Here is a 19,896-nt window from a genome sequence, read left to right as displayed (position 1 = left end):
CCGGCGGTTCCTCCAGTTCTCGGGTAAGCGATTTCCGGAAATGCTGGACTTCGCCTCGCGATCCCGTGCATGATGTTCGCGACGGCGGTGAAACCTTTCAATCAGGAAGCCACGCCGCCCGGTCCAGGCACCACCCCAGAGCTCGACGACGAGACCCCGAGGTGAACCGAGAATGACCCGACCGACCCTCCGCAGATCGCCAGGACTCCGTGCCGCAGCACTGGCCGCGGCTCTGGCGCTTCCCGCCTCCGCCGTCACGGCGGCCCCGGCCGCGGCCGTGACCGCCCCGCCCGACTCGGTCCGTGTGGCGTACGCGGACCAGGACTCCCTGACCCTCCGCTGGAACGAGGTGGAGGGCGCGACCGGCTACGCACTGAGTCGCGCCGAGCAGCTCGACGGGCCGTGGACCGAGGTGGCGCGCACCGACGAGCGCACCGTGTTCGCCACCGACCCCGGGATCGACACCACCGCCGTCCACTACTACCGGGCCACGGCACTCGGCGCCGACGGCGAGAGCGCCCCCAGCGCCCCCGCCGTCGGCTCCCTGGTCGGCGTGCCCGACGTCGAGCTGCCGGGCGACGGCCTCGTCCTCGACCTCGGGCCCGGCGCCGTCGCCGACGGTGCTCGGGGCCTGGACGCCGCCACCGCCTACACCGCCGGGAACCGCCTCGGCTGGGTCGACCCGTCCGCGGTGGGCGGGACCGACCGCGGCACGCCGGACGCACTGCACACCGACTTCGTCACCGTCGGCGACACCGAACTCGTGGCCGACCTGCCGGGCGGCGACTACACGATCGACGTGGTCGCCGGCGACCCGGACGGCGCCACCGACATCGCGATCACCGCGGAACAGATCGAGAAGGTCGCACCCACGCAGGCGGACGCCGGCGAGTTCGTCACGACGTCGTTCGAGATCGCCCTGGTGGACGGTCAGCTCAACCTCGAGTTCGCGGGCAGCGCGGCGAACCTGGCGGGTCTGACCATCACCCGCAACGCCGAACGCGCCCCGGGCGCCCGGCCCACCGTGTGGGTCACGGGCGACTCCACGGTCCAGACCTACGACCCGTACTGGGTGCCGCAGGCCGGCTGGGGCCAGATGATCGACCGGTTCCTGTCGGACGAGGTCGTGGTCACGAACAAGGCGATCGGCGGGCGCTCGTCGAAGAACTTCATCAGCCAGGGCCGCCTGGACGAGGTGCTGACCCGGATCCGTCCCGGCGACACGCTCTACGTCCAGTTCGGGCACAACGACAACAGCTACGGCGTCGACGACCGCTATGCGGCTCCCGCCGACTACCGCAACTACCTGCGCACCTACGTCGACGGCGCACGGCAGCGCGGCGCGACGCCGATTCTCGTCACCCCGGTCTCCCGGCGCTCCTTCGACCCGGACACGGGCGAGTTCAACGTCTCCTTCCCCGACTACGTCCGCGAGGCGAGCGAACTGGCCGCCGAGCTCGACGTCCCTCTGGTCGACCTGTCGGCCGGCAGCCGGGCCTACCTGAACGAGATCGGGCCCGAGGCCGCCACCTCGGTGTTCCTGCACGTGCCCGCCGGCGTCTACCCGAACCGGCCCGACGGCACCACCGACGACACCCACTTCCAGGAGTACGGCGCCATCCAGATGGCACGCCTCGTGGCGCGGGACACCGCCGGGCTCGGCATCCCGCTGTCCGGCGAGGTGGTCGACGTCGAACCGCCCGCCGAGGTCCCGGCCACCCCGAGGGGGCTGGCCACGGAATCGGTGTCGAACTCCAGCGTCCGCCTGACCTGGGACGAGACGGAGAACACCGACATCTACCGGGTGTTCCGGCGCGAGGCCGGCGGCGCGTGGACGCTCGCCACGACGTCCACCATCCCGCTCGCCGACCTCACGGGGCTGACCGAGGGCACCAGCTACGACCTGCGCGTGGTGGCGACCAACGGCCGGGGCGACTCGGCGGCCTCCGACGCCGTCACGGTCACCACGAAGGCAGCGCTGTACAAGTTCGACCTCCAGCTCGCCGGGAACGAGACGCTCGACGGCTGGACGGCCGTCGACCCGACCACCCTCTACGACGAGGGCCTGGGGTACGGCTTCACCGGCGGCACCGGACCCGCCGGCCGCGACCGCGGCACCGACTGGGACTACGCCCCCGACGCCATGGAACGCGACTTCCTCCTGCCGTCCGCCGACACCCCGTTCGCCGTCGACCTGGTGCCCGGAAGCTACGCCGTCACCGCCTACTGGGGTGACATGCTCGGCACCGCGCGGCTCGGCCTCACCGTCGAGGGGCGGGACGTCGGCTCGTCGAACGCGGGCCGCGGGTCCGTGTCGAGCCGGGTGATCCAGCCGGTCGAGGTCACGGACGGGACCCTCGACATCGTCGCCCGCGGCTGGCTGAACGGCCTGACGGTCACGCCGCTCGAGACGGCCGTGTCGAACCTCGCCGCCGGCGAGGTGACGTTCGACGGCGTGACCAGCACCGTCCCCCTCACCTGGGACGAGACCGACGACGCCGCGGGCTACCGCGTGTACCGGACGGCCGAGGGCTCGCCGGGGCGTGAGGCCGTTGCCGACGTCACCGCGGGCGCGTACACCGACACGACCGCACTGCCCGGGCTCCGCTACACCTACACGGTGGTGACCCTGGACGAGTCCGGGACGGAGCGCCTCGCCGGCGCACCCCTGGAGGTCTCCACGATCGACCCGGACGTGGAGGTTCCGGCCACGCCGGCCGGCCTCGCCGTCGGCGAGGTGGGCAAGCACCTGGTGTCGCTGAGCTGGACCGCGACGGACGGGGCGCTCTACTACCGGGTGTTCCGTGCCGGGTCCGACGGCGAGGAACCGGTGGCCGTCGGCACGTCCGGCGGGACCACCTTCGCGGACACGGACGTGCTGACCACGGTGCCGTACCACTACACAGTGGTCGCGATGAACGCGGGCGGCGGGTCGGCACCGTCGGACGGTGTGACGTCACCGGACGACACCCTGCTGGCTCGCCAGGCCGAGCGGATCGACCGGTCGCCCGTCGCCGCCACGCTCCCGGACGGAGGCGTCTACCTGGGCTGGCGCATGCTCGGCAGCGACCCCGAGGCGATCGGGTTCCACGTCTACCGCGACGGCGAGCGGATCACGGACGCGCCGGTCACCGGCTCGACGAACCTGACCGACCCGCACGGTACGGCGGACTCGGTGTACCGCGTCAGCGAGGTGCGGGGCAGGGGCCACGGGCCCGAACGCTGGGCCACCGGCGAGTTCACGCCGTGGGACGGCCAGACCCGGGACATCCCGCTGGAGAAGCCGTCCGGCGGCGTGACGCCCGACGGTGAGGCCTACACCTACGGCGCGAACGACGCCTCGGTGGGCGACGTCGACGGCGACGGGCAGTACGAGATCGTCGTCAAGTGGTACCCGTCCAACGCCCACGACAACTCCCAGTCCGGCTACACCGGCAACGTCTACCTCGACGCGTACGAGTTCGACGGGACGCGGCTGTGGCGGATCGACCTGGGCGTGAACATCCGGGCCGGAGCGCACTACACGCAGTTCCAGGTGTTCGACTACGACGGCGACGGCCGGGCCGAGATGCTGACCAAGACGGCTGACGGCACCACCGACGCGGCCGGAACCGTCATCGGCAACCCGCACGCCGACCACCGCAACACCTCCGGGCGCGTCCTCGCGGGCCCGGAGTACCTGACGGTGTTCGACGGCGCCACGGGCGTCGCCCTCGACACGGTCGACTACGTCCCGCCGCGGGGCAGGGTCGCCGACTGGGGCGACGGGTACGGCAACCGCGTGGACCGTTTCCTCGCGGCGACGGCCTACCTCGACGGCGAGCACCCGTCCGCGGTCTTCTCCCGCGGCTACTACACGCGGACGGTCATCGCCGCCTTCGACTGGGACGGTGAACACCTGCGCGAGCGCTGGGTCTTCGACTCCGACGAGGCCGGTGCCGAGTGGGCGGGCCAGGGCAACCACTCCCTGCACGTGGCCGACGTCGACGGCGACCAGGTCGACGAGCTCGTCTTCGGCTCGATGACCGTGGACGACGACGGCACGGGGCTGTACAGCACCCGGCTGGGCCACGGCGACGCCATGCACGTGAGCGACCTGGACCCGTCGCGCGACGGCCTGGAGGTGTTCGCCGCGCACGAGGACATGGGCGCCTCGGGCGACGTGGGCGCCACGTTCCGTGACGCGGCCACGGGCGAGGTGCTGTGGTCGATCCCGGCCGACCAGGACACCGGACGCGCCGCGGCGGGCGACATCGACCCGCGGCACGACGGCGCCGAGGCGTGGGCCGTGGGCGGCGACTACGCCTGGAACTCGCGGGTCGGTGAGCTGCGCGCGGCGTCGGGCGAGCTGCTGTCCACCACCATCCCGGCGGCCAACTTCCTCACCTGGTGGGATGGTGACCTCCTGCGGGAGATCGGCGACCACGACTTCTCCCTCGACGCCGGGGCCGGGGTCCCCACCATCGCCAAGTGGGACTGGGAGAACGACCAGGAGGTGGAGCTCTACCGCGCGACCGGGACGCTCTCGGACAACTACACGAAGGGCAACGTGTCGCTCCAGGCGGACCTGTTCGGCGACTGGCGCGAGGAGATCCTCACCCGCACCGAGGACTCCACGGCGCTGCGGATCGCCACCACGGTGGACCCGACGGGATACCGGCTGCGCACCCTGATGTCGGACCCGATGTACCGCACGGCGGTGGCCTGGCAGAACACGGCGTACAACCAGCCGCCGCACGTGTCGTACTACCTGGGCGAGGGGATGGAGGAACCGCCCGCCCCACGGCTCGACTACACGAGGCGGGCCACCCGGGGCGACCGGGTGTCCTGACCGGGCGGGGCCCCGGCAGGGACCGCGCCGGGCCGGCCGCCGGGCAGGAGACGCGGCGGCCGCCCCGGTGCGGGTGACGTCACGGCGACGTGGTCAGGTAGACCTGAACGCTCAGGGCATCGAGCGTCGTCGTGGCCTCGCACCGTCGCTCTTCCTCGTCCGGCGGCTCCGGACGGTCCCAGGCCGAGTCCCAGACGCGGTCCCAGCGCTTCGCCGGGGCCCCGCGCTCCGCGGAGCCCGGCGGGGCAGGGAGGGTGACGACGACGTCGGACAGGCCGCCGTTGATCACGAGCAGGACGTCCGCGTCGTCGTCGCCCGGTCCCGTGCGCAGCATCTGCAGGACGTGACGGCCGGGTGCGTCCCACCCCGCGACGCTCATCGGCTCACCCGTCTCGGAGAACCACAGCAGGTCGGGGTGCGGCTCGTACGGCCGGGGTGTGCCGAGGAAGAACGAGTCGGCCCGCAGCGCCGGGTGGTCGTGCCGCAGCTTCGCCAGGAACCGGGTGGTGGCCAGCAGGTCCTCCCCCGCCGTGTCGAGCTTCCACGGCATCCAGGACACCTCGTTGTCCTGCACGTACGCGTTGTTGTTGCCGCCCTGCGAACGCCCTGACTCGTCCCCGGCCGTGATCATCGGGGTGCCCGCCGAGAGCAGGAGCATCGCGAGCAGGTTCCGCTGCGAGCGCCGCCGCAGGGGCACGATGGCCTCCCAGGGTTCCGTGGTGGCGTCGTCGCCTCCCGGGGTGTGTCCCTCCAGCCCGTGGTTCCAGGACAGGTTGTTGTCGGTGCCGTCGTGGTTGCCCTCGCCGTTGGCGTGGTTGCGCTTGTGCTCGTAGGCGACGAGGTCGGCGAGGGTGAATCCGTCGTGGGCGGTCACGTAGTTGACGGAGGCGACCGGCCCGCGCACGAGCGGCGGGTCGCCGGGTCCGAACAGGTCGGCCGAGCCGGCCAGCCGGGTCGCGAGCTCGGGCAGTCCGCGCATCGGTTCGCCGTGGGAGCCTCGTCGGGGCGATTCCAGCCAGAACCCGCGCATGGCGTCGCGGAACCTGTCGTTCCACTCGGCCAGCGGGGGTGGGAACCTGCCGGTCTGCCAGCCGCCGGGTCCGACGTCCCACGGTTCGGCCACGAGTTTCAGTCCGGACAGGACGGGGTCGGTCTGCAGCGCGACGAGGAAGGCGTGGTCCGGGTCGAACCCGAAGGATCCGCGGGCGAGGGTGACGGCGAGGTCGAACCGGAAGCCGTCGACGCCGACGTTCTGCGCCCAGTAGCGCAGCGAGTCCAGCGCCATCTGGATGACGCGCGGGCGGCGGTGGTCCAGCGAGTTCCCGGTGCCGGTGACGTCCGCGAGCGCGGCGGGTGAGGCGCCGTCGTGCAGGTAGTAGACGGGGTTGTCGAGGCCGCGCCAGGAGATGTGGAGGCCGTCCTGGCCGCCTTCGCAGGTGTGGTTGTGCACGACGTCGAGCAGGACCTCGATGCCCGCCTCGTGCAGGAGGTGGACCATGCCACGGACCTCGTCGAGGACCGCCCCGGCGCCTTTCTCCCGGGCGGCCCGGGTGGCGTAGGCGCTGTTGGGGGCGAAGAAGCCGAGGGTGTTGTAGCCCCAGTAGTTCGTCAGCCCCTGGGTGGCGAGCCGCGTCTCGGTGGCGGAGGCGTGGATCGGGAGGAGTTCGAGGGTGGTGACCCCGAGCGAGGTGAGGTGCTCGATCGTGGCGGGGTGGGCGACGCCGGCGTAGGTGCCGCGCAGCTCCTCGGGGATGTTCTCGTTCAGGAGGGTCAGTCCGCGCACGTGCGCCTCGTAGATGACGGTGTCCGCCCAGGGCACGCGCGGCCGGTTCACCCGCGGCAGGGGCGGCAGGCCGACGACGACCCCGTGGGGCACGTGCGCGATCGAGTCGCGGTTGTCGCGGGGGCCGTAGGGGTCGGCCAACAGGGTTCCGTCGTCGTCGACGGGTGGTGAGCCGAGCACCTCGGGTCCGTACCGCAGTTCACCGACCAGTCCGCGGGCGTAGGGGTCTACCAGCAGCTTGGCGGGGTTGTGGCGGAGTCCGGCCTTCGGGTCCCACGGGCCGTAGGCGCGGAACCCGTAGCGCTGGCCGGGTGCGATGTCGGGCACGTAGATGTGCCAGACGCCGTAGACCGGGCCCTCGAGCGCGATGCGGCGCTCCTGGAAGCCCCCGGACTCGTCGACGTCGATGAGGCACAGGTCCATGGCCGTGGCATGGGAGGCGAGGACGGCGACGTCGATGCCGCCGTCCGAGGACGGGTGGACGCCGAGCGCCGGTACGTGGCTGCGGTGCCGGGCGGGTCGCTTCAGGGGCCGCACGACGGGCCGCGGTGCGGGGGCTCCGGGCGCGCGCTGCGGGGTCGCCCTGACGCCGCGCCTGGTCTCGCTCGGCGCGGTGTCCGTGGCGCTCCACGATGTCTCGTTGTCGCTCCGCGACGTGTCCGTGGTGCTCTGCGGTGTGTCCTGCCGTTCCGACGACGCTGACATGCCACCCATCGTGGCATGCGCGGCCCGCGGCGCGTCGTGCCGGTCCTCCTGTTGTGCGGATCCTCCGGCCGTGCCGCCCCTCCCGCCGTGCCGGCCCTCCCGCCGTGCCGCCCTTCCCGCTACGCTGCGGTCATGCCTGACGCTGACTCCAACAACGGTCCCGCGGTCGGCGAGGATGCCGTCACCGCCGACGTCATCGTCGTGGGGGCCGGCCTGTCCGGCCTGGTCACAGCCACCCAGCTGACCGCGGCGGGCAAGCGGGTGATCGTCGTCGACCAGGAGCCGGCCCGCTCGCTGGGCGGGCAGGCGTGGTGGTCGTTCGGCGGGCTGTTCCTCGTCGGGTCTCCGGAGCAGCGCCGCGTCGGCGTGCACGACGACGCCGACCTCGCCCTCTCGGACTGGCTCGGCTCGGCGAGGTTCGCCGCCGGCGCGGACCGTGGCGAGGGCCCCGACAGGCACGGCTACGCGTGGGCCGAGGGCTTCGTCGACTTCGCCGCGGGCGAGCTGCGCCCGTGGCTGCACGCCATGGGCGTGCGCTGGTTCCCGCTGGTGCAGTGGGCCGAACGCGGCGGCTACCCGGTGACGGGCCTCCCGTCGGCCAGCCCGGACACGGAGCACGGCAACTCTGTGCCCCGCTTCCACGTCACCTGGGGCACCGGCCCGGGCCTCCTGGAGCCGTTCGTCCGCGCGGCCCGTGAGGCCGCGCGAGCCGGCCTGCTCCACCTCCGGTTCCGCCACCGCGTGGTCGAGGTGCTCCGGTCCGGGGACGCCGTCACGGGTGTGCGCGCCGAGATCCTGACCGACGACGACGCTCCCGCCGCGGCGCCCTTCTCCGGACGCGGCACGCCGTCGTCCCGCGAGGTCACGGGCGAGGTCGAGCTGCGCGCGCAGGCGGTCGTCGTCGCCTCGGGCGGCATCGGGGCGAACCACGACCTCGCCCGCGCCCGCTGGCCCCGCGAGGCGGGCAGGCTCCCGGACCGCATGCTCTCGGGCGTGCCGGACTCCACCGACGGGCTCATGCTCGGGGTCGCCGGCGAGGCCGGTGCCGCCCTGGTCCACGAGGACCGCATGTGGCACTACCCCGAGGGCATCGCGAACCACTCGCCCGTGTGGACCGACCACGGCATCCGGATCCTGCCCGGACCGTCGTCGCTGTGGCTCGACGCCGACGGCGGCCGGCTCCCCGCCCCGCTGTACCCGGGGTTCGACGCGCTGGGCGCACTACGGCACATCACCAGCCGCGGCGACGACCACTCCTGGTTCGTGCTGAACAAGACGATCATGGAGAAGGAGTTCGCCCTCTCGGGCTCCGAGCAGAACCCGGACCTGACCGGCAAGTCCGTGCCGCAGCTGATCGAGCGCGTCCGCGGAAGGTCGGTCCCGGTACGGACCTTCGCCCGCCGGTCCCCCGAGTTCGTCTGGGGCACGACGCCCGCCGAGCTCGCCGCGGGCATGAACGCCCTCGTCGACGGGACGCCGGGCTCCAAGGGACACATCGACGCCGACGCGCTCGCGGCGATGGTCGCCGCCCGCGACGCGCAGGTCCTCTCCGGGCTGGGCAAGGACCCTCAGGTCGTGGCGACCCGGGCCGCACGCTCCTTCTGGGTGGACCGGCGCATCCGGGTCGCGCCGCCGCGAGCGCTCACCGACCCGGCCGACGGCCCGATGCTCGCCGTGCGGCTGAGCGTGCTGACCCGCAAGACGCTGGGCGGGCTGTGGTGCGACGCGTCCGGACGGGTGCTGGACGCGTCGGGCGAGGTGATCGAGGGATTGTGGGCGGTCGGTGAGGCAGCGGGCTTCGGTGGTGGTGGGGTGCACGGCCACCGCGCGCTGGAGGGCACGTTCCTGGGCGGCTGCCTCTTCACCGGCAGGACCACGGGCCGGGCAGTGGCGGGGCAGCTCACGTGAGTGGGGGACGGCGGGCTCAGTCCGGCGCCTGGGCTCAGGCGAGGACGGCCGTGGCTTCCTCCATCAGGACGACGACGGCGCCCGCCGAGCACCGTTCGAGCAGCGCCGCCGGCCAGTCGCCCTCCAGCGGGACGCGGTGTTCGGGTGGCGGGTTCGTCTCGCGGACCGGGATCTCCCGCACCCCGTTCACACCGGTGCCGTTCACACCGGTGCCGTTCGCGTGTCCTGGGCGCCGGCCGCGCAGCGGTTCCGGCCGGTCGAAGAACCAGCCGGTGGGCGCGTTCGAGTCGAGCGAGTCGGCCAGCATCTCCAGGTCCCGTGCCGCGAGGCGCAGGGCGGGGGCGACCCAGTTCGCGTTCTGCGTGACCATCGCCTCCGTGCGGCGCGGATCGCCGTGGGCCACGCGCGTCCCGTCGCGGAACGACCCCGCCGCCAGGCCGACCGCCACCTCGCGCACCGGGGCGCCCGCGACCAGGCCGAGCAGCTCGCCCGCCAGCACGTGCGGAACGTGCGAGACCAGCGCCACCGCCTCGTCGTGGGCGTCGTCGGTCAGAACGGCGGCCGTGCCGCCGAGCCGCGCGGTGATCAGGCGCAGCACCGCCGCCAGGCGCTCCGGGTCGGTGCCCGTGCCCGACGCCGGCCCGCCGTCCGTGCCCCGTGCACCACGCGGTCCGGCGGAACCGTCACCGCCCGGCCGGGCAGACGGGTCACCGCCCGGCCGGGCAGACAGATCACCGCGCGGCCGGGCAGACGGGTCACCGCGCCGGCCGGGGGACGTCTCGACGGTCACCGCCCACCGGATCCCGCGCAGCAGGTCCGGGAACGAGGCGTCGAACCCGCTGTTCTCGGTCCCCGCCATGGGATGGGCCCCGACGTAGCGCCCGGCCAGGCCGGCGTCGCGGATCGCGTCCCGCACCGGGCCCTTCACCGAACCGACGTCGGTCACGGTCGGGTCCCAGCCCGGTTCGGCGTCGAGGCCGGCCGACAGCTCGCCGGCCACCGCGCCCATGGCTCGCAGGGGCACCGCCAGCACCACCAGCTCCGGACGGTTGGCACACAGCCCCGCGACGTCCTCGACGATCTGCATGCCCGCCGACCGCGCCGCGGTGCGGGCCTCCTCCCACGGGTCGGTCGCGACGACGGGGACGCCGGCACCGACGAGCGCCCGGGCGAGCGATCCGCCGATCAGCCCGAGGCCGATGACACCCACCGAGGTCACCACAGCAGCCCCCGCGTGACGTCCTCCGCGGCGGAGTCCGTGGTCACCGAGCCGACGGGGACGTGGTCGGGATCGAGCGTGCCGTCGACGTCCAGGTCGGGCGCCGGGAACACGCCGAGGGTCTTGAGCGAGTCACCCGCCGTCAGCAGCTCCGCCAGGACGGCGCGCGCGCCGGGTTCCCAGGCCGCCTCGTCGAGCGTGATGACGAAGACGTACTGGCCCTGCCGCGCCTTCAGCGGTCGCGTGATGAGGCTGGACATGTTCACTCCCGCGCGGGCGAAGGTGTCCGTGATCCGCGCCAGGACACCCGGGCCCACGCGAAGGGGCGTGACAGCCAGCATCGTGCGCCAGGCCCGGACCCCCCGGGCACGCGCGGCGGCCAGGTGCTCGGGCGCGGTGTCACGCGGCGCCAGCACGAGGAAGCGCGTGCGTCCGCCGTGGAAGTCCTCCACGGCCCGGGCATGGGTCTCCAGCCCGTACAGCTCGCCGCAGAGGGAGGGCCCGAGCGCGACGGTGTGGGGCCCGGCATCGCGGCAGGCGGCCGCGTTGGACGACGACGGCACCGGGTGCAGGCCGCTCCGGGCGACGAACCCGGTGCACTGCGCCAGACCGTGCGGGTGCGCGCTCACCTCACGCAGCTCGCCGTGATCCGGGCGGACGAACGCGTCGAACGACACGTCCAGCACCACCTCGTCCACGGCCACCACGTCGGGGCTGCCGACGAGCGCGTCCAGGGACGGCACCACGTAGCCCTCGACGGAGCTCTCGATCGCGACCACGCCGACATCGGCGGTGCGGGCCGCCACCGCGTCGTGCACCGCGGCGACCGTTCCGAACGGTTCCGCGGCGTCGTCCCCGAACGGTTCCGAGACGGGCGTCACGCCCGTCGTGACGGCACCCGGGACGCCGGACTCCCCCTTGGCGCGCAGAGCCAGCCACTCGCGGACCGCCTGATGGGTGAACGTGCCCTCGGGCCCGAGATACGCGGCTCGCAGGACCCCGCTCACAGCTCGCCCGCCCACCTCGGCCGCGCCTGGTCCGGGCCCGGCTCGAAGGACGCGCCCGGCAGCACGGCAAGCGTGCGGTGCGCGATCCCGCGGGTGTCGAGCTCGTCGACGAGGACGGAAAGCACCGCCGACGACGGGCAGGAGAACGACGTGAAGAACACGTGCGGCCCGGTGACGGACGCCTGACTGCGCAGATGCTGCAGGTCGATCCCGGCGTCCGCGATCACTGCGAGCGTGGGCTGGAGCGAACCCCGGTGGTCGTCGTACGGACCGAACGCCAGCCACACCTGCGCGGGCCGGTCGAACTCCGGCGCCCGGGTCCGCGACTGCAGCAGGCCGTACCAGACCGGTCCCCGCTCGGCGAGAGCGTCACTGTCCGGGAGCTCGGCGAACCCGGCGGGCACGCGGGACCGTTCCACGACGAGCGACCCGTCCGGCCCGGCCAGCGCCACCCGTTCCGCGACCGGCGTGCGGGTCGGGACCAGGCGCGGGTGCACACCGAGGCCACGCAGTACCGTCGCGCAGTCACGCAGCCCCGCCTCGTCGACCACCACCTGGCCTCCGGAGCCGGCGCCCGTGGCCACCCAGACCCACTGCGGTTCCACGGGTACGGCCTCGGTCACGATGAGCGACGCCGCGCCCTCCAGCAGGGCGCGCTCCAGGCCGGGCGACGGCTGCTCCGGATGCCCGAGGTGTACGACGGCCGAAAGATCGTCGATGCTCGCGACGGTGGCCAGCGTGTCGGCCGTGGTGCCCAGGTCCAGCAGCTCGACCGGCTCGGTGGACCAGCCCTGCGCCCGCGCCGCGAGCAGCGCGTGCGCAGATGACTCTCGTTCGTCGCGTCCCAGCATGGATCCGAACCTACTGCCCCCGGCGGGGTCGCGCGTCATCTGTCCGCCCGTCGGCGGCGGGAGCCTCCGGGGCGCTCAGTCCCCTTTTCCCCCTTTTCCGCACTCGACCGGGTTGTCGGGCTTGTATGTCCAGGTATAGGTCTCGTCCTTCACCACCTCGCCGTTGCGCAGAACCTTGCGGAAGTTGGAGATGGTGAACCCGTTCTCGCCCCCGGGATACGGCTCGCACGCGGAATCGGTGCTCTTCACGGTGGACTTCTCCACGACGTTCTGGTGACCGCTGTCGCTGGTCTGAACGTCGTAGTACTTGGTGCTCCAGATCCTCACGGTGAGTCGGCCGTTGCTCACGAACGACTGCAGCACCGCCCCGTACGGGGTGTCGTTCTTGAACTTCATGTCGAGCGCGCCGACGTAGATCGTCGCCTCGCGCCCGGCCGGGTAGCGCGGGAACCAGTAGCTGTGCTGACGGTGCTCGACATCGTCGAACCCAGCGAAGTAGCCCGCGTTGTAGCTGGTCGTAGCCATCTGGGAGAGACCACCGCCCACGCCCTCGACGTGCCGCCCGTTGCTGACGATGCCGGAGGCCACGTACCCGTTGGCCAGCGTGATCGGTGAGAGCGCGTCGATCAGCGAGAACGTCTCGCCGGGCTTGACCAGGTCACCGGTGACCATCTCCGCGCCGCGGACGAGGTTCTGCGTGCGCACGGTGTCTGCGGTCAGAGGCGTCGAGAACTCCGAGACGATCTCCTTCACGCCCAGCTGCTGGAGCGCCTCCTTGGTGTCCTCCGGATCCTGCTCGTGCAGTCCCACCGAGGCCACCCGGTCGTCACCGCGCGCGGCCTCGTCGACCGCCGTGCCGACCTCCTTCGGGTCGAGCGTGGTGCCCGGGCCCCCGCCGACCACCGTCGGCGTGCCGTTCTGGAACACGAAGTGCGCATCCTCGGGGATGGTCAGGAGGTCCGCGGTGCGCTCGACGATGGTGTCCACGAGCCCGGCGCGGTCGAAGCTGAGCGGGAGACTGCCGTCGTCGGGCGTGAAGCTCGCAAGGTTCGCCAGGTCGGTCGGCGTGAGTTCCATCTCCTGGCCGCCGACCTCGACCGTCACGGGAGCCGAGACGACCTTGCGCGCCAGGCCCATCGCGGTCTCGACCTCGCTCTGGGTGATGTCGGGCGCCACCTCCTGGGTCGGCAGCGTGAACGGCGGCTCCGACCGCAGCCAGCTCGACGTGATCACCGCCTGCGCCCCCGCGGTGTCGACCCGGGAGCCCTTCTCGGCATCCGTGGCCTGCGGGACGCCGTCCTTGAACACCACCGCCCCGTCGGACGGCTGGACCGTCATCGACTCCTGGAGGCTGTCGACGGCGCTGCCGAGCTTCGCCTCGTCGACGGCGAGTACCAACTCCGCGTCACCGGCGCCGAAGAGGTTCTCCCACATCCGCGCCGGGTTGAGGGAGAAGCCGGTGAGGCGGTCGACCGTCGCCTCGCTGTCGTAGGCCAGCCCGGCCTTGTCCGGCTTCAGCGTGGACTGCGCCTCGCCGGCGACGAGCGCGATCGGCTCCTCGGCGCGGGGCGCGAGCGCCGCATCGAGAGTGTCCACCGCCTCCTGGCGCGACTGGCCGCCGATGTCCACACCGGCGACCCGCACACCGTTGGGCACGGAGCCCGCCTGCACCCCCGCGATGATCGCGAACAGCCCGAACAGCGCCACCAGGCCCAGGCCGACCCCGAGCACGATCCTGGGCGCGCGGTTCGGTGCGCCGCCGCCCTGGCTGCCGGAGGCCTGTGAGCCTCCGGGCGGCGAGGGCGGGAACTGGGCGGACCAGTCGGGCGCGGCGGGACCGCCCGCGGGAGCGGGTCCGACAGGCATCCCGACGTTGCCGACCGGCACGGAAGGCGGTGGGGTGCCGCCTCCGGGCCGGTCCGGGGAAACCTGCGGGGCGTCGCCCGCTCCGCCGGCCGGGGTCGCCCCGGCGAGGGGGACACCGCCCCCGGGCGGGACCGGTCCCGCAGGAGGAACCCTGCCCCCGGGCGGGACCGCTCCACCGGGAGGCACCGGTCCCGTGGGGGACCCCGCTGCCGCGGGCGGAACCGCGGTGGGCGGCGGAGTCGCGGGTCCCTGCGGGTTGCGCGCGGCGTGCGGGTTCACCACGCGCGCGATCGCCCCCGTCAGAGGCTTGAGCTTGGGGATCATGCCGGTGATCGGCCGCACGAACGGGTTCTCGCTGCGTCCGGCGGGTGCGTCCGACGGCGTCCCCCCGGGGGCATCCGACGTTGCCGCGGAACCCCGCCCCTTCTTGGCCGGTCGTTCGAACGCGAACACGCGCGGGGTGTACCCGCCAGGCTTCGCAGGGCCGGCCGGAGGCTCCGGAGTCAGGTTGTCGACCACGGACTGCAGCACGGATGCCTGGTTGCCGTCCGACGCCGCCTCCTCGGACGGCGGGGCGGTGGAAGGCGATCCGGGCGACGACGGTGCCGTGGGCCGCTTCTTCCCGGGCGAAGCTCCCGGCGCCGCGGGGGCGGACGCCGCCTGCGCCGCGGGAGCAGGTGCTGCCGGCGCCGGGGGCTTTCCCTGGCCGGCGTTCGCCGGCCCGGCCGGTGGCGTCGCGGAAGCCGATGGTGACGCCTGGCCCGGCGTCGCGGACGGCTTCCCCTGACCAGGAGGGGTCGCGGCCGGTGCGGCGGGAGCCTCGGGCGCGGCGGAGGTGGGTGGCACCGCCAGCACGGGCGGACCGGCAGAGACCGCCGGCTTTCCCGGGGCCGCCGGCTTCCCCGGGGCGACAGGTGGCGTCTGTGCCGCGCCTGCCGGTTCGCCCCCGGCCGGCTTCCCCTTGCCGGGCCGCGCAGGAGCCCCGCCCTCGGGAGCGGCGGCCTCGTCCCCTGCTCCTGCGGCAGGTGGCCGCGCGGCAGGGCGCGCCGGCGGACCGCCCGAACCCGGCCTGCTGGAGGAGAGTGGCGGCATCGCGGGCCGGGAACCGTTCAGGTCACTCTGACCGGTCGGCTCTGACGGCTTGTCGTTGTCGGTCGGCTGGCCCATTCACCTTGCTCCGTGCAACCTGTCACGGCACGGGCTCTCCGCACCGCCAGACACCGTCGCGAACGCACGCGCGGCCGTCCCGAAGCGCATCCTACTGTCCATCCGGTGCGCCCCAGGCTGATCTTCACTTGGCTCCGAGTGGAGGTTCTGTGCTGGTCACGGACCCGCTCGCGGGATCGGACGACGTCGCCGCCGCTTTCCGCACCGGCTCCTCACGGAACCACGACGCCGGGAGGAACGCCGTCACCCCCAGGAGCACGACGCCCGCGTAGGTCCAGACGAGGCCGAGCGTTCCCGCGGGGACCAGCACGTCCCCGCCCGAACCGCGCAGCGACATCAGCTGCACCGCCACGACCCAGCCGCCCGCGAACGCGAGGAGGGCCGAGTATCCGGACCACGCCCGGGTCATGATCGCCGCGGATGCGGTGAGGACCAGAGCGAGCACCAGCCCGAGGTACCAGGACTCGTCGCCGTAGCGGTGGACCGCGGTACCGAGCGCGCCGATGACGAGCCCGAGGGCCACGGCGAGCAGCACCCGGACGATCACCGATCCCAGGTTCGGACGGTCCTCGTTCCGTTCGGGCTGTTCTGTCACGGGCCCATCATCGCGCACTTTGCTGGGTGGTTCCTCGAAGGTGTGCGAGACTCCGCACGCGTACGGCGTCGACCCCCACAGACGCATGCCCGGAACGGAAGGCCACAATGAACGCCCAGACCCTTCAGTCGCAGACCACGCTGTACATCCGGCAGCGGGTGCGGCTCATGGTCAACCAGTACGCCGTGCACCTCGCACGGCCCGACGGCTCCGAGGGCGAACTGGTCGCCTTCGCCCAGCAGAAGCGGCTGGCGATGCGTGAGCAGGTCACGCTGTACACGGACGACACGAAGTCCGTTCCCGTGCTCGGCTTCAAGGCCCGCCAGGTCATGGACCTGGGCGCGACCTACGACGTCACCGACGAGTCCGGGTCCCCGATCGGGCTGTTCCGCAAGGACTTCGGCAAGTCGCTCCTGCGCAGCACCTGGCACCTGGAGCAGCCCGGGCTCGGGGAGGCGACGGGCCAGGAGCGCAGCATGTGGCTGGCAGTGGTCCGGCGGCTCTCGGAGAGCCTGGACTTCCTGCCGTACCACTTCGACTTCACGATCGGCGGGCAGCCGGCGTTCTCCGTCGAGAAGCAGTGGGCGCTGCGCGACAAGTACACGGTGCAGATCCACCACCCGGATCTTGACCGGCGCCTGGTGATCGCGATGGCGGTCGCGCTGGACGCGTTGCAGGGCCGCTGACCCGGGAGCGCCGCGGGGCGTCGTCCCTGCGGCCGCCCCCGTCGTGCCGTCAGGAGTGCCGTCAGGACGTGGAGACCAGGTACGTCTCGTGCTCCGTGACCGGCGCGAGCACGTCGTTGCTCAGGGCGTAGAACCCCAGGATGCCGGGCGCTGGCGCGCTCGTGACGTGCTGGACCTGGGTCGCGTGCGCGCGCATCGCGGTGAGGACCGGGCCGAGCACGGGCCGGGCGTGGACCCGCTCCACCCGTCCGGGCAGCTGCTCCCTGGCGAACGGGGGCAGCGGCCCGTCGGGGGCGGGGAGGGTCAGCCCGTGCTCGCCGACGACGCGGCGCGCCGCCTCGCTCCCGGCGAGCGACCTGCGGGCGGCACGGACCTCCGCGGCGGGCGCGACGGCCTGCCACAGCTCGGGGACGGCCGAGCCGGCGTCCGCGAGGAGCTCCAGGGCCCGGATCGTCACGTCGTGCGCGCGGACGTGGTCGGGGTGGCCGTAGCCGCCGCCGGCCTCGTAGGTCGCGACCACCGCGGGACGGCGCTGCATGATCGTCGCGGCGAGGCGCCGGGCGGGCTCGTCGAGCGGCACCCGGGCAAACGCCGTCGCGGGCGAGTCCGCCGCAGGCCCGGCCACGCCCGGAGCGACCCACTCCATGCCGGAGTCCTCGTATCGCGGCACGGGACCGCGATGGTGGGCCGCTGCGCGGGCGATCGGCGCGCCGGACTGCGGATCACCCGGGTCAGTACCGGCCGCTCGGGTCGAGGCGTCGTCCGGCGCACGCCACCCGTCCAGGAACAGCTGTTCCACACCCAGTGCCGCCGTCGCGCGGGCCAGCTCCGCCTCGCGATGGGCCGCCAGAGCCAGGGCATCGCCCTCGAGCGAGCCCAGGCCCTCCGACGTCGTGCCGGGGAGCGCGAGGACCTCGCCGCGCTCCCCGCGCGTACAGGTCACGACCGTGACCGGCCGTCCGGCGGCTGCCCAGGTGGCCAGCAGGGCACCGGTCGACAACGTCTCGTCGTCCGGGTGAGCATGAACGGCCAACAACCCGCCACCCTGCGATCGCGCACCGTCAGCAGGGCTCTCGCGACCAGAACTCACAGGGTTCCGGTCGCCGTGGGCCTGCTGACGGCGCATCACCCCTCAGGCGCGCTTGGCGCGGGCCGTGGCGCGGGCGCGCTCGGTCTGGTTGAGGACGACCTTGCGGATGCGGACGAACTCCGGCGTCACCTCGACGCACTCGTCCTCCTGGGCGAACTCCAGGGACTCCTCCAGCGTCAGCTTGCGCGGCGGCACCAGGTTCTCGAAGCTGTCCGCGGCGGCCGACCGCATGTTCGTCAGCTTCTTCTCCTTGGTGATGTTGACGTCCATGTCCTCGTTGCGGGAGTTCTCGCCGACGATCATGCCCTCGTAGACCTCCTGCGTCGGGTCCACGAAGAAGGAGCCGCGCTCTTGCAGGTTGATCATGGCGAACGGCGTCACCTTGCCGGCGCGGTCGGCCACGAGGGACCCGGTGGCGCGCGACTCGATGGGCCCGTGCCACGGCTCGTAGCCCTCGGAGATGGAGGCGGCGATACCGGTGCCCCGCGTCTCGGTGAGGAACCGGGTGCGGAAGCCGATCAGACCACGGGCGGGGACCATGAACTCCATGCGCACCCAGCCGGTGCCGTGGTTGGTCATCGTGTCCATGCGGCCCTTGCGCACCGCGAGCAGCTGCGTGACCGCGCCGAGGTACTCCTCGGGCACGTCGATGGTCATGCGCTCCATCGGCTCGTGTCGCTTGCCGTCGATCTCCTTCGTGACGACCTGCGGCTTGCCGACCGTCAGCTCGAAGCCCTCGCGGCGCATCTGCTCGACCAGGATGGCCAGCGCCAGCTCGCCGCGGCCCTGCACCTCCCACGCGTCGGGACGCTCGGTGGGCAGGACCCGGAGCGAGACGTTGCCGACCAGCTCGGCGTCGAGGCGGTCCTTGACCTGACGTGCGGTGACCTTGTGTCCCTTGCCGCCCTTGCCTGCCACGGGCGAGGTGTTGATCCCGATGGTCATGGAGATCGCCGGGTCGTCGACGGTGATGACCGGGAGCGGACGCGGGTCCTCGACGTCGGTCAGCGTCTCGCCGATCATGATGTCCGCGATGCCCGCCACCGCGACGATGTCACCGGGGCCCGCCTTCTCGGCGGGAACGCGATCCAGCGCCTTGGTCTCCAGCAGCTCGGTGATCTTCACCGTCTGGACGGTGCCGTCGTGACGAGCCCAGGCCACCTGCTCGCCCTTGCGCAGCTCGCCGTTGTGGACGCGCAGCAGCGCGAGACGGCCGAGGAACGGGGACGCGTCGAGGTTGGTGACGTGTGCCTGGAGCGGCATGTCCTCCGAGTAGGTGGGCGCCGGGATCTTGTCCAGGATGGTGGCGAACAACGGCTCGAGGTCCTCGTTCGCGGGGAGGCCGCCGTCGGCCGGCTGCTCGGTGTCGGCGCGGCCCGCCTTCGCGGACGCGTAGACGACCGGCACGTCGAGGATCGCGTCCAGGTCGAGGTCCGGGACCTCGTCCGACAGGTCGCTCGCCAGGCCGAGCAGCAGGTCGGTGGTCTCCCCCACGACCTCCTCGATCCGGGAGTCGGGACGGTCCACCTTGTTCACGACGACGATCACCGGCAGCTTCGCGGCCAGCGCCTTGCGCAGCACGAACCGGGTCTGCGGGAGCGGGCCCTCGGAGGCGTCCACGAGCAGCACGACGCCGTCGACCATCGACAGCCCGCGCTCGACCTCTCCGCCGAAGTCGGCGTGGCCCGGGGTGTCGATGACGTTGATGGTGATGCCGCCGGGCTCACCGGACGCGGCGGCGGCCGGGCCCGCGTAGCGGATCGCCGTGTTCTTCGCGAGGATCGTGATGCCCTTCTCGCGTTCCAGGTCGCCCGAGTCCATGACCCGGTCGTCGACGTGCTGGTGCGAGGAGAACGCGCCCGCCTGCTTGAGCATGGCGTCCACGAGCGTGGTCTTGCCATGGTCGACGTGGGCGACGATCGCCACGTTGCGCAGGTCGGAGCGGACGGCGAGGGACGTCGCGGCGGCGTTGGGCACGGCTGAACTCATTTCCAAAAAGTCGAGGGAGGGGCGCGGACGCAACTTCGTCGACGCGCCGACCCCCATTCTACCCGGGCATCTCCCCGAAAAGCTGTGATCCAGCCCGCCCACTGCCATGCCGATCAAGGACGACGGCGACGGCCGCCGGATGTCCGTTCTGGGATGGTGCCCCCGAAGCGAGGAACGAACGCAGGGGGTATCTCTTCCC

Annotated in this window: 12 protein-coding genes; 4 read left to right on the top strand and 8 right to left on the bottom strand. The window is 72.9% G+C overall.

Annotated features, from left to right (window positions below; all coding sequences use genetic code 11):
- Nucleotides 1-172 precede the first annotated feature (172 nt).
- On the top strand, nt 173-4,831 hold the full coding sequence (locus HGK34_RS23530; RefSeq protein ID WP_201846835.1) for a rhamnogalacturonan lyase family protein: 4,659 nt from the start codon (nt 173-175) through the stop codon (nt 4,829-4,831).
- Nucleotides 4,832-4,910: 79 nt separating this feature from the next.
- Here the strand turns inward: HGK34_RS23530 and glgX are convergent, their stop codons facing one another.
- Nucleotides 4,911-7,319: a glycogen debranching protein GlgX gene (gene glgX, locus HGK34_RS10265; RefSeq protein WP_201846833.1), complete on the bottom strand. Its 2,409-nt coding sequence runs from the start codon at nt 7,317-7,319 to the stop codon at nt 4,911-4,913.
- Nucleotides 7,320-7,451: 132 nt separating this feature from the next.
- Between glgX and HGK34_RS10260 the strand changes: the two genes are divergently transcribed.
- Nucleotides 7,452-9,227 carry an FAD-binding dehydrogenase gene (locus HGK34_RS10260; protein ID WP_201846831.1) on the top strand — a complete coding sequence of 592 codons (1,776 nt, stop codon included), beginning with the start codon at nt 7,452-7,454 and terminating at the stop codon, nt 9,225-9,227.
- 34 nt (nt 9,228-9,261) lie between these two features.
- Here the strand turns inward: HGK34_RS10260 and HGK34_RS23525 are convergent, their stop codons facing one another.
- The 4 genes from HGK34_RS23525 to HGK34_RS10240 form a co-directional block, all read right to left on the bottom strand.
- The gene (locus HGK34_RS23525; RefSeq protein ID WP_307815891.1) at nt 9,262-10,437 is read right to left on the bottom strand and encodes a prephenate dehydrogenase; all 1,176 of its coding nucleotides are present in this window, start codon (nt 10,435-10,437) and stop codon (nt 9,262-9,264) included.
- Between the two features lie 5 nt (nt 10,438-10,442).
- Complete coding sequence (locus HGK34_RS10250) at nt 10,443-11,453, bottom strand: prephenate dehydratase (protein WP_201846827.1); 1,011 nt, start codon at nt 11,451-11,453, stop codon at nt 10,443-10,445.
- Entirely contained in the window at nt 11,450-12,304 is an 855-nt protein-coding gene (locus tag HGK34_RS10245) for a hypothetical protein (RefSeq protein ID WP_201846826.1), read from the bottom strand. The genes HGK34_RS10250 and HGK34_RS10245 overlap by 4 nt, the downstream gene beginning before the upstream one ends.
- A gap of 75 nt (nt 12,305-12,379) precedes the next feature.
- Nucleotides 12,380-14,623, bottom strand: a complete 2,244-nt coding sequence (locus tag HGK34_RS10240) for a VanW family protein (protein ID WP_307815890.1) — start codon at nt 14,621-14,623, stop codon at nt 12,380-12,382.
- 55 nt (nt 14,624-14,678) lie between these two features.
- Here HGK34_RS10240 and HGK34_RS22635 point away from each other — a divergent pair, with 55 nt between their 5' ends.
- On the top strand, nt 14,679-14,957 hold the full coding sequence (locus tag HGK34_RS22635) for a hypothetical protein (protein ID WP_244666614.1): 279 nt from the start codon (nt 14,679-14,681) through the stop codon (nt 14,955-14,957).
- Nucleotides 14,958-15,461: 504 nt separating this feature from the next.
- Here HGK34_RS22635 and HGK34_RS10235 read toward each other — a convergent pair.
- Entirely contained in the window at nt 15,462-15,932 is a 471-nt protein-coding gene (locus tag HGK34_RS10235; RefSeq protein WP_201846824.1) for a DUF6113 family protein, read from the bottom strand.
- Between the two features lie 107 nt (nt 15,933-16,039).
- Between HGK34_RS10235 and HGK34_RS10230 the strand changes: the two genes are divergently transcribed.
- Entirely contained in the window at nt 16,040-16,618 is a 579-nt protein-coding gene (locus HGK34_RS10230; protein WP_201846822.1) for an LURP-one-related/scramblase family protein, read from the top strand.
- 61 nt (nt 16,619-16,679) lie between these two features.
- Here HGK34_RS10230 and HGK34_RS10225 read toward each other — a convergent pair whose 3' ends face one another.
- Both HGK34_RS10225 and typA read right to left on the bottom strand, forming a co-directional pair.
- Nucleotides 16,680-17,651 carry a PIG-L family deacetylase gene (locus HGK34_RS10225; protein ID WP_244666604.1) on the bottom strand — a complete coding sequence of 324 codons (972 nt, stop codon included), beginning with the start codon at nt 17,649-17,651 and terminating at the stop codon, nt 16,680-16,682.
- 99 nt (nt 17,652-17,750) lie between these two features.
- Entirely contained in the window at nt 17,751-19,697 is a 1,947-nt protein-coding gene (gene typA, locus HGK34_RS10220; RefSeq protein ID WP_201846818.1) for a translational GTPase TypA, read from the bottom strand.
- Between the last annotated feature and the right edge of the window lie 199 nt (nt 19,698-19,896).

The sequence above is a fragment of the Myceligenerans indicum genome, assembly GCF_016742955.1.
Taxonomy (GTDB): domain Bacteria; phylum Actinomycetota; class Actinomycetes; order Actinomycetales; family Cellulomonadaceae; genus Myceligenerans; species Myceligenerans indicum.
The sequence above is the reverse complement of the archived record's forward strand: the minus strand, read 5'-3'. Positions and strand labels throughout refer to the sequence as shown.